The sequence below is a fragment of the Streptomyces sp. NPDC001373 genome (assembly GCF_042895815.1).
Taxonomy (GTDB): Bacteria; Actinomycetota; Actinomycetes; order Streptomycetales; family Streptomycetaceae; genus Streptomyces.
The window spans coordinates 1-10,504 of record NZ_JBIAWQ010000046.1 but is presented as its reverse complement, the minus strand read 5'-3'; the positions used below and the strand labels follow the sequence as shown (position 1 = coordinate 10,504).

General features: G+C 70.3%; 7 protein-coding genes and 3 pseudogenes. 7 read left to right on the top strand and 3 right to left on the bottom strand.

From position 1 onward, the window contains the following. Positions 1–196 precede the first annotated feature (196 nt). From ACFY15_RS36570 to ACFY15_RS36550, 5 genes and pseudogenes are all read left to right on the top strand, one after another. Positions 197–277 (top strand): annotated as a pseudogene (locus ACFY15_RS36570) (LysR family transcriptional regulator); the annotation flags it as partial. Further along, positions 272–1,003 carry a LysR substrate-binding domain-containing protein gene (locus ACFY15_RS36565; RefSeq protein ID WP_390827044.1) on the top strand — a complete coding sequence of 244 codons (732 nt, stop codon included), beginning with the start codon at positions 272–274 and terminating at the stop codon, positions 1,001–1,003. The pseudogene ACFY15_RS36570 and the gene ACFY15_RS36565, both read left to right, overlap by 6 nt. A gap of 214 nt (positions 1,004–1,217) precedes the next feature. Then, complete coding sequence (locus tag ACFY15_RS36560) at positions 1,218–3,848, top strand: M9 family metallopeptidase (RefSeq protein WP_390827043.1); 2,631 nt, start codon at positions 1,218–1,220, stop codon at positions 3,846–3,848. Between the two features lie 375 nt (positions 3,849–4,223). Further along, positions 4,224–4,613 (top strand): annotated as a pseudogene (locus tag ACFY15_RS36555) (barstar family protein); the annotation flags it as partial. Between the two features lie 139 nt (positions 4,614–4,752). Further along, positions 4,753–5,049 (top strand): annotated as a pseudogene (locus ACFY15_RS36550) (Tn3 family transposase); the annotation flags it as partial. Positions 5,050–5,096: 47 nt separating this feature from the next. On the opposite strand, the gene ACFY15_RS36545 reads toward ACFY15_RS36550, so the two are convergent. Then, positions 5,097–5,735: a TetR/AcrR family transcriptional regulator gene (locus tag ACFY15_RS36545; RefSeq protein WP_390691709.1), complete on the bottom strand. Its 639-nt coding sequence runs from the start codon at positions 5,733–5,735 to the stop codon at positions 5,097–5,099. 32 nt (positions 5,736–5,767) lie between these two features. Between ACFY15_RS36545 and ACFY15_RS36540 the strand changes: the two genes are divergently transcribed. After that, positions 5,768–7,399: an FAD-binding oxidoreductase gene (locus ACFY15_RS36540; RefSeq protein ID WP_390691708.1), complete on the top strand. Its 1,632-nt coding sequence runs from the start codon at positions 5,768–5,770 to the stop codon at positions 7,397–7,399. 889 nt (positions 7,400–8,288) lie between these two features. Continuing rightward, positions 8,289–8,768, top strand: a complete 480-nt coding sequence (locus tag ACFY15_RS36535) for a transposase (RefSeq protein WP_390827042.1) — start codon at positions 8,289–8,291, stop codon at positions 8,766–8,768. A 134-nt stretch (positions 8,769–8,902) separates the two neighbouring features. On the opposite strand, the gene ACFY15_RS36530 is transcribed toward ACFY15_RS36535, so the two are convergent. After that, positions 8,903–9,748, bottom strand: a complete 846-nt coding sequence (locus ACFY15_RS36530) for an SDR family NAD(P)-dependent oxidoreductase (RefSeq protein ID WP_390827041.1) — start codon at positions 9,746–9,748, stop codon at positions 8,903–8,905. After that, positions 9,748–10,344, bottom strand: a complete 597-nt coding sequence (locus tag ACFY15_RS36525) for a TetR/AcrR family transcriptional regulator (protein WP_390827040.1) — start codon at positions 10,342–10,344, stop codon at positions 9,748–9,750. The genes ACFY15_RS36530 and ACFY15_RS36525 overlap by 1 nt, the downstream gene beginning before the upstream one ends. Positions 10,345–10,504: the final 160 nt, after the last annotated feature.

Below are 10,504 nucleotides of genomic sequence, written 5' to 3'. Positions count from 1 at the left end.
ATTTCGGGGGTCACTCCACACGCCGACTGGGCGGGGCCCGTCCTCACCTGCTGACGGACGGCTGATAGTACCCCCGCGGGTGTGGTGCCGGAGCACTCGTGGTCGGCACCACGCCCGCGCGCACCACCCGGCCACGCCCGGGCGGACCTTCCGGGCCTGAGGAGTACGGTGCAACGCCCGGCCGACGACACCGCCGGCCGTGAGCACCCAGCTCAAGCGGATCGAGAGGCACTTCGGCGGCGAGCTGTTCGTCCGCAGCCAAGCGGGGACGGTGCCGACGCCGTTCGGCGTGAAGGTCATCGCCCAAGCCCGAGAGGTGCTTGCCCAGGTGGACGCCATCGGCCGGTGTCCACCTGGGGAAACCGTTGGGGCCGGTCGGGTCCTGCGCCTGGCCGCGACCAACCCCCCGATCCTGTCCGGTCTCGCCCATCGGATCCGCAGGACGCTGCCGTACCTGACACTGACCGTCAGCTCGGTCTACTCCTCGGCGGAGATCGTCGAGCTGCTGGAGGCCGGTGAACTGGACGCTGCGATCGGCACGGACTATCCGGGAATGGAGTTACAGCACTCCGACGCCGTCGCGCATCGCGCGATCGTCACGGAGCCGGCTTTCGTGGCGCTGCCCGCGCACCACCGGCTGGCCTACCGGATCGAGGTCGCACTGTCCGAACTGGCGGCAGAGGCCTGGTTCGTGGCCCCCGATGACGGAGCCGGCTGGCCCGGGGTCTTCTTCGCCGCCTGCCAGGCGGCCGGCTTCCACCCGGCCACCCTGCACCGCTTCCTCGGCGACCGGCGCCAACTGCAGGACATGGCAGCCGACGGGCTGGGCGTCGCGGTCGTGCAGGCGACCTTCCGTCCGGTCAAACCCCTCACCGGCAGACCGGTCTGGTTCCGCTACCTGCTGGCATGGCAGCCGAACGGCGTCTCCGAGGAGATCGTCGAGGCCGTCCACCGCTCCGCGACCGCCGCCTACCGCGACCTCGCCGCGCACGTGCAGCCGTGACCGAAGCCGAAGTTCGAAACACCCGGGCAGCGACCGGCCACAGCGCCGCAGAGGCCGACGTACGCCGCGTGGTGCACGTCCACCGGCGTTATCACCGCCCGCGCAATCTCCTATCACACAACAGGTTGTCAGCGGCATGCCACAGTGAGATGTTACATGTCACGCCTCACTCCCCCGTGCCGATGCGCGCCCCCACGTCCACTCAGGAGCATTGATGCGCCGTCGATTTGCCCTACCCAGATTCCTGGCCGCCGCCCTGGCCGCCGGCATCGCGACCTTGAGCCTGCTGGCTCCGCCCTCGTCCGCCGCACCCAGCCCGAAGCCGTCGGCCACCGTCCCCGCCAGGACCGCGAGCGCACCCCAGGCGTCAGCGCCGCAGGGGCGCGACACCGGCTCGTCCGACCAGGCGGACCGGCGAGGCGAACCGATCGACGCCGCCCGCCAGCGCCCCGCCAACCCGGTGACACAGCCGAAGCCCGCCACACAGACGAAGGCCTCGGCACTCGCCGCAGCACAGTCATGCACACCCGCCGACTTCGGCAGCCGCTCCGGCTCCGCGCTGGTCGCCTACATCCAGTCAGCGACCACCAACTGCGTCAACACGCTGTTCAGCATCACAGGTTCCGACGCGCACAACGTGTTCGGCGAGGCCCAGATGGTCACCGTGGCCAACGCCTTCAAGAGCACCTCGGCCGGCTACCCCGGCGACAACTCGACACATGTGTGGCAGCTCGTACTGTTCCTGCGGGCCGGCTACTACGTGCAGTTCTACCACTCGTCCGACGTCGGGACGTACGGCCCGACCCTGGCGGCCGCCATCGAAGGCGGGCTGGACGCCTTCGTGGCGTCCTCGCACTTCATGGATGTCAGCTCGGCCAACGGCGACATCTCGGGCGAGGTCATCATCCTGACCGACAGCGCCAACGAGCAAGCCCGCTACCTGAACACCTACAAGCGGGTGCTCAACGCCTACAACAGCTCCTACGACGCGTACTTCAGCATGGACGTGGCCGTCAACGACGTCTTCACCCCACTCTTCCGCGGCCACCAGAATCCCGCGTTCATCAACACGGTCATCGCCGACCCGAGCATCATCGACACGCTGAACACGTTCGTGCAGAACCACCAGTCGACGCTGAGCGGGTCCTGGTACTACCTGGCCTCCAACGCGGGCACCGAGACCGCCCGTTTCCTCGACACCGCCGCGCTCCAGGCCAAGGTCCGTCCGCTGGCGAAGGGGCTGCTGGGCGCCTCGGCGATCACCGGAACGTCGGCGCCACTGTGGGTCGGGGTCGCCGGGATGACCGACGCCTACGACAGGACGCAGTGCTCGTACTACGGCACCTGCAACTTCGCGGCCCAGCTGACGGCGGCCTCGCTGCCGACCACGTACGCGTGCGGCCCGACCATCACCCTCCTGTCCCAGGCCCTGAGCCCCTCCGACCTGACGACCGTCTGCACGAGCCTGCAGAACGAGGCACCGTACTTCCACAACCTGGACAAGGACAACGGCCCGATTCCCGGCCAGTACGAGACGAACGTCCGGCTCGCCATCTTCGGGAGCCGCAAAGACTACCAGACGTACTCCAGCTGGATCTTCGGCAACAGCACCAACAACGGCGGCGAAACGCTGACCGGGAACATCACCGATCCCAACAACCAGCCCGTCTCAGTCCAGTACCAGTGGGACACGGACAACGGTTTCCCGGCGCGGGTGTGGAACCTCAACCACGAGTTCGCGCACCTCCTCCAGAGCGCGTACGACATGAAGGGCACCTTCAGCACGCAGATATCGGTGCCGGACGTCTGGTGGATCGAGGGCCAGGCCGAGTACGTCTCCTACAGCTACCTCGGCGTCACCAACACCCAGGCGATCACCGTCGCCAGCCAGCACACCTACGCACTCAGCACCCTGTGGCAGAGCACGTACGACAACTCCAACCAGACACGCACCTACCCGTGGGGCTACCTCGCCGTGCGGTACATGTTCGAGAAGCACCCAGCGGACATCTACAACATGCTCGCCCACTTCCGGGTCGGCGACTACGCCGGAGGCTACGCCGTCTACAACACCGGCATCGGCACCCGGTACGACGCCGACTTCGACGCCTGGCTCGACGCACTCGCCAACGCCGTTTCCAACGGCCCCGCGACGCCGTGCACGGACCCGGACACCCGCGCCATGGGCCAGAACTGCTACCGGACCGACCAGTCGGCGGCCGTCGGCAACGACCAGGGCATGTACGTCTACGTGCCGGCCGGCAACGTGACGCTGACCGTCACCACCAGCGGCGGCACCGGCAACGTCGACCTCTACTACAACCCCGACACCTGGGCCTACCCCACCGCCTACACGGCCAAGTCGACCAACCCGGGCAACGACGACAGCCTCACCCTCAGCTTCACCAGCGCCGCGCCGGGCTACCGCTACATCGACCTGCACGCGACCGCCGCGTTCAGCGGCGTCACCCTGACCACGCGCTACGTGTTCGGGTCCGGCACAGGCGGCACCCTGCCCGCGTGCTCGGACGCCAACCCCCAGGCCATGGGCCAGAACTGCTCGCGCACCAACCAGTCCGCCACCGCCGGCAACAACGACTACCTGTGGATCTACCTGCCGGCCGGCGACGTGACACTGACGGTCACCACCAGCGGCGGCACCGGCAACGCGGACCTCTACTACAACCCCGACACCTGGGCCACCCCCACCGTCTACACGGCCAAGTCGACCAACTCCGGCAACACCGAAAGCATCTCCGTCACCAACCCCACCGCCGGATACCGCTACGTCACCCTGCACGCCACCACCGACTTCAGCGGAGTCACGGTGTCCACTCAGTACTGACCCGGCCCCGGCCGGCGGAGCACGACAGTCGGAGCCGACACCAGCCGGGAGGAGACGCGACGTCACCTCCCGGCCGGTCTCCGGATTCAGGGAGCCGGCGCCCGACGCCGGGCGCCGGAGGGATGCGCGCTTCCCTCCGGCGCCGGCATGGGTCACCGGCGTTCGCGGCCGACCCCGGTCAGACCGAGAGACAGGCCATCACGGTCCAGGGGCACAACCTGAGCCAGGACCGATAGCGTCCGCTGTGTGGTGTAGCCGATCACTGAGTGGCTTTATCGAGCAGTAGTGGGTTCTGGCACAGATCTTGGGGAGCAAGCACGGAGTGTGACGAGACGCTGCGTCCTGCTGACACCATGACCGGCTAGGGTCAACAGCATGGCCGCCTTCACCCCCGACTCCGCGTCCGACCTCGATTTCCGCCTCGTGATGAACACTTTCGTCACTCTCTTCTGGCGCCGCAACCTGCTGGAGGAGTGCACAGCATGGCTGGACGAGCACGGCTACCAGGTCACGAGTCTGGATGCGGCTGCCTGTTCATCGGAGGGAGACCTCCTCAGAGGGATCGGCGCCGCACTGGACTTCCCCGACTTCCACGGGCGCAGCTTGGACGCGTTCGACGACTGCTTCGGCGATGTCGCCGTTTACGCCGCTTATGGGATCGACCCGGAGGCCACCGGCCTGGTCCTGGTCTTCACCGACTTCGATGTCTTCGCCGCAGCACATCCGGAGAGCGCGCAGATCATCCTGGACATCGTCGCCGACAACGCCCGTCGGGCCGCGTTGTTCGGACGCCGCGTGATGTGTCTGGTCCACAGCTCCGATCCGCAGATCGAATTCGCACCGGTCGGCGCCATGCCCATCATGTGGAACGACTTTACAGTCCCGCTGACCGGTGTCCACCGGTCGGACGGGGCAGGAGGACCAACTCGGCGTGCTCGGCCTGGTGCTGAAAGGCCACGGTGCTGTGGACCACCTGCTACCTGCATGCCGCCGTGGCCACCCTGTGGGCGCTGCCAGCCGAGCAGCGCGAGCACGGCGTCCTGGACGAGGAAGTGGCCCGGCTCTCTCCGCTCCAGCGCGCCAACCTGAACGTCTTGGGCCGCTACGGCTTCCGCGGCTCCACCCCGGCCGACGGGTGCTTCGGCCCCTGCGCGACCCGGCCGGGGCCGACGAGGAGGAGGACGAGACCGCCGAGAGCTGACCGGGGCTCCGCGTAGTTGGCTCACGACCAGGAGGTGCCGGTCCAGATCACCTGTGGTCCTCGTCGGCGGCGAGGATGGCGTGGCTGGCCGCGGTGAGCCGAGCACAGCGCCGGGTCATGGCTTCGGGTGTCTGGTCGGGGTGGTTGATCCACCAGCGAATGAGGGCGGTGCACAGGCCGCGCCATGCGTACTTGAGGGCGTCGGCGTCGAGGGGGTCGCCGGATCCGGCTGTACGGAGGAGTTCGGCCGTGCCGGTGGCGGCGAGGTCGTCGATGGCGTCGCGGTAGTACGCGGCGCGGTGGGCGGCGTCGCTGCCGGACGGCAGCGAGGGGTCGTAGAGGACGAACCAGGCCTCGCGCTGGCCGTCGAGGGCGTCGAAGAGGGCGTGCAGCACGCGCAGGGGCGTGGGCGGTGCGCCGGTGCCGTGTTCGGCCATGGCGTTGCAGATGGCGTCCAGCAGCCGGTCGCCGACCGGGTCGAGACAGGCGAGGTAGAGGTCCTGCTTGCTGCCGAAGTACTGGTGCAGCAGCGGTTTGGTGACGCCGACGCGGGTGGCGATGGCGGCCATGGTGGTGGCCTCGAAGCCGAGACGGCCGAACTCCTCGGTGGCCGCAGCCAGGACCTGCCGTTCGCGGTCGGCCCTCGGCACGCCCTTGGTGCCGGCCCGGGAGGAGAGCATTGTCATGGAACCAGATCTTACCCTAAGGTAATTTACCGATGGGTAAGTTCATTCGATCCCACCCGGGAGCACCCGTGCCTGCCACCACGTCCGTCCCCCGTATCCGCTCCTGGTGGGGCTGGGGCTACGTCGACGCCCACCCCGACGACGCCGAATGCGCCGCTCTGGGCGCCCTGTTGCCGGGCACCCTGGCCCGCCCGCTGCCGGTGCCCCGCGTCGCCGACCTGCCGATCGGCCGCCCCGCCGCCACTGCCCCGCCCGCCCTGGCGCACCTGGTCACCACCGACCCGCAGGCCCGGGCCGCCCACGCCATGGGCAAGGCCTACCGCGACGTGATCCGCGCCCTGCGCGGCCGACCCGGCCGGATCCCCGACCTCGTCGCCCACCCGACCGGGGACCAGGACGTGGCCGACCTGCTGGACTGGGCCGGCGAGCACGACGTGGCCGTCATCCCCTTCGGTGGCGGCTCCTCCGTGGTCGGCGGCGTGGAGTACCGCGGCGACGCCCACCGCGCCGTGCTCTCGCTCGACCTGACCTCGATGGACCGGGTACTGGAGATCGACACCACCAGCCGCTCGGCCCTGATCCAGGCCGGGGCCCTCGGCCCGGTGCTGGAGGCCCAACTGCGGCCCCACGGCCTGACGCTGCGCCACTTCCCGCAGAGCTTCGAGTTCTCCACCCTCGGTGGCTGGCTCGCCACCCGCGCCGGCGGCCACTACGCCACCGGCCGCACCCACATCGACGACTTCGTCCAGTCCCTGCGCGTGATCACCCCCGCCGGGGCGGGCACGTCCTGGCGGCTGCCCGCCTCCGGCGCCGGGCCCTCGCCCGACCGGCTCTTCCTCGGCTCCGAGGGCGCACTCGGCGTCATCACCGAGGCCTGGCTGCGCCTGCAGGAGCGCCCCGGCCACCGCGCCTCCGTGTCGGTGGCCTTCGCCGACTTTCCGCGCGCACTGGACGCTGTGCGCGCCATCGCCCAGTCCGACCTCGCCCCGGCCAACTGCCGCCTACTCGACCCCGGCGAGGCACTGCTGGCCGGCGCCTCGCCCGACGGCTCCAGCGTCCTGGTGCTCGGCTTCGAATCGGCCACCGCCCCGGTCGGTGACCGCCTCGCCACAGCCCTGGACCTCGCCCGCGCGCACGGCGGCCACGCCGAACCGCCTGCGACGGACCGCGACGCCCCCGCCGACCCGGCCGTCAGCGCCTGGCGCTCGACGTTCCTGCGGATGCCCTACCTGCGCGACGGACTGGCCCGGATGGGCGCCGTCGTCGAGACCTTCGAGACCGCCGCCACCTGGGACCTGATCCCCGCCCTGATCGACGCCGTCCGCACCGAAGTCGCCGCCGCCGCCCTGAAGGCCACCGGCCACCCCGCCACCGTCAACTGCCGTCTCACCCACGTCTACCCCGACGGCGCCGCCCCCTACTTCACCGTCGCCGTGGCCGGGCGCCCCGGCGACGAGGTCGCGGTCTGGGACGACATCAAAGCCGCCGCCAACGACGTGCTGCACCGCCACCACGCCACCATCACCCACCACCACGCCGTCGGCCGCGACCACCGCCCCGCCTACGACCGCCAACGCCCCGAGCCCTTCGCCCTGGCCCTGCGCGCCGCCAAGCACGCCCTCGACCCCCGCCACATCCTCAACCCCGGCGTCCTGGTCGACTGACAAGACAGCCAACCGGGCGAGGGTGGTGCTCAGCAGTGCGGAGCCGCGCCCTCGCCCTCGGGGTCGGCCTTCTCCTGGTCGCCGGGCCGAGGATGACCACCGGCACCGCGTCTTCCTCCAGAGCCTGGCCTGCACCGACTGCGGCGACGTGCTCAGAGAGGAGTCCAGCCACGTCTGCGAGATCGGCCGCTCGTGGACCCGCCGCCCCGGCAGACGCTGCTACCCCTGCCACAAGAGCCGCGAAGAGCGGCAGAAGAAGGAAGCCAAGAAGGCGGCGGAGAAGCCACCGGCACCGGAGGCCGTGCCGTTCACCGAGCCTGCTGCCACGGTCTCTCCGGCGCTGACCCGCCCCGCCGTCGTGGTTGAACAGCCGGTTCCGGCCGGGGCCCACACCGCCCCCGAGACGTTGGCTCACGCGGATGTCTCGGCTCGGTTGCTTCGTCCGTGGACTTCTCGACTTCGGTCGCTCCGGTCGCTGCCGCGCCGCGTCCGATGGCCGAAGCCGGGCCGTGTGAGCTGCCCACTGTTCCCGAGGGCCCGGCGGGCGCCGCGTTTGAGGCGGTGGGCACCCCTAGCCTCCAAGCGCCCGAACTTCGTCCAGCAGGCCCGCTCCACATTCCTCGACGCGGCGGCCGGTGTTCTGGTTGTGCGCGACCAGGCGGTCCGGGCTGACCGCCACCGGCTCCGGCCGGGACAGGCTGGCCGGGCTTTTCGTGCACCAGCGCCAGCCGGCGGGCCGCTACGCTCCGGCCGCCGTACCCGAGGGCGGCACCACCGAGATCCGCTCCGTGGGGGGAGTGGTTCGACCCGGAAGTCGCGGACGCTGTGACGTGCCGGGAGGCGTTCCGGCTGCTGTGGCAGGCGCTGCGCCGGCACCCGTGCGGCCGAGGTGGTTCTGGCGGAGATCGGCGCGGACATCACCAGGTTCCCCTCGGCCGCCGATCTGGCCTCCTGGGCCGGGGTCTGTCCGGGCAACCACGAGTCCGCCGGCAAGCGCAGCACTGGCAGGACCCGCCATGGCGACCCCTGGCTCAAGGGGGGCCTCGGACAGGCCGCCACCTCAGCGGCCCGCTCCAAAGGGACCTACCTCAGTGCCCACTGCCGACGTATCGCCTCCCGCCGCGGCAAGAAGAGAGCCCTGATCCGCCCTCGAGCACTCGATCCTCGTCGCCGTGTGGCACATGTTCACCAACGATATCGACTATCAATATCTCGGCGGGGACTGCTTCCCCGAACGCACCGGCGAGGCCCGGCGGGCCCGACGGCTCGTCAGCCGACCGACCCACCTCGGCTACCAGGTCACCCTCCAACCCCGCCGGAGTGGCCTGACCTGGGGCAACAGCTTGCGGACGGGGGATTTTCGCACTAGCCGTTTGCTGGGCAGAGCCGGACCCCGCCCAAGGGGATGGGGCAGGAGGGGACGTCAGTCGGTCACGGTCTCATCGGGCTTGGTCTCCTCCGGGCCCTGGACGGGGAGCGGACCCGTCCGCGGGCGCGGCGGGTTCACGCGCTCGGCAGTGGGAAGTTCATCCGCATCACCGCGTCGAAGGCGGCGTCCGGCAGCAGCCGCTTGGCCAGCATCGTTCCGCGTGCCATCGCCCCGATCGCGTACCGCGCCCGCGGCCTGCGGGCGGTCGCCGCGCGGACGATCACCCTGGTCGCCGTCTCGGCCGGTACCGCGCCGTTGCGGCGGCGGAATGCCTTGTTGGCGTACATGTCGGCAAGCTCGGCGCGGAACCGCCCGTACGGGTCGGCGGGGTCGGTCTCGGCCTGCATCGTGCCGACTGCGGTGTCGGCGAACTCGGTGATGGTGGGCCCGGGTTGGACCACCACGACCTTGATACCGAACGGCGCGACCTCCAGCCGCAGCGAGTCGCTGATCGCCTCCACCGCGTGCTTGCTCGCGTGGTAGAACGCACCACCGGGCGGGGAGAAACGTCCACCCATGGAGGACAGGTTGACGATCCGTCCGTGCCTGGCACGCCGCATCCCGGGGAGCGCGAGCTGGGTCATCCGGACCAGCCCGAAGACGTTGGTTTCGAACTGTGCCCGCACCTCGCCGGGCGTGGCGGACTCCACCGGCAGGTGCAGGCCGTACGCGGCATTGTTGATCAGTATGTCGACGCTGCCGTGCTCCTCCTCGATCCGGGCCACGGCGGCGGCCATGGACGCCTCGTCGGTGACGTCCAGCGCCAGGGTGGTCAGGCCTTCAACGGCCAGCTCGGCGAGCGTTTCCGGTCGGCGGGCGGTGGCGTAGACGCGGTGGCCGCGCCGGTGCAGGGCGAGCGCGGTACGCCGGCCCATGCCCGAGGAACAGCCGGTGATCAGAACGGTCTTGGCGGTGGTCATCAGCCGGCCTTTCGGTGCAGGAGGTCCCAGACGGCTTCTTCCGCCTGGGCGAGGGCCTCGGGGGAGAGCTGGGCGAGACCTGCGGGGCGCTGCTGCTTCAGCAGCCCGGTGAACGCCCCCGTGGCCATCGCGACCAGCTGTTCCGGGTCTCCGGCGCGGATCTCGCCGGCCCGCTGGCCGCGTTCGATGAAGTCCTGGGCCAACGCGTCGATCTGCGCGGCCAGGGCCTGGCTCTCGGGAGCCAGGAAGGTGTCATGCTGCTGGTGCTCCAGGAAGACGAACGCATCCAGGTGGTCGCTCGCGTACCGGGTGAAGCCGCGCCAGAACCGGCCGAACTCCTCCCGGGCGTCCGCAGCTGGGCCGCCCTCGGCGACCGTCTCGGCCAGCCGGTCCAACAGTGCCCGCTTGGCGTGCTGGAACGCGGCGTTGCCCAGCGCCTCTTTACTCGGGAAGTAGCGGTAGATGCTGCCCACCCCCACCCCGGCGCGCTGCGCAACGGCGGGCATCTGGGTGCCTTCGTAGGTGCGCTCGGCGAACAGTGCGATGGCAGCGTCGAGCAGCCGTGGGGCAAGGTCGGGTTTGTTGGACGGAGTCACGGAATGAATGTTCATTCTGATTCTGGGGCGCTGTCAAGCGCCGGGCGCCCGGCAGGGCGTGGCCCAGCGCCTGGCCTGGAACTCCGGCGCGGTCGAGGGGCACGTGACCGAGATCGCCCGGGAGCTGGGGGTCGACCCGGAGTGGAGTGACCCCCGAAAC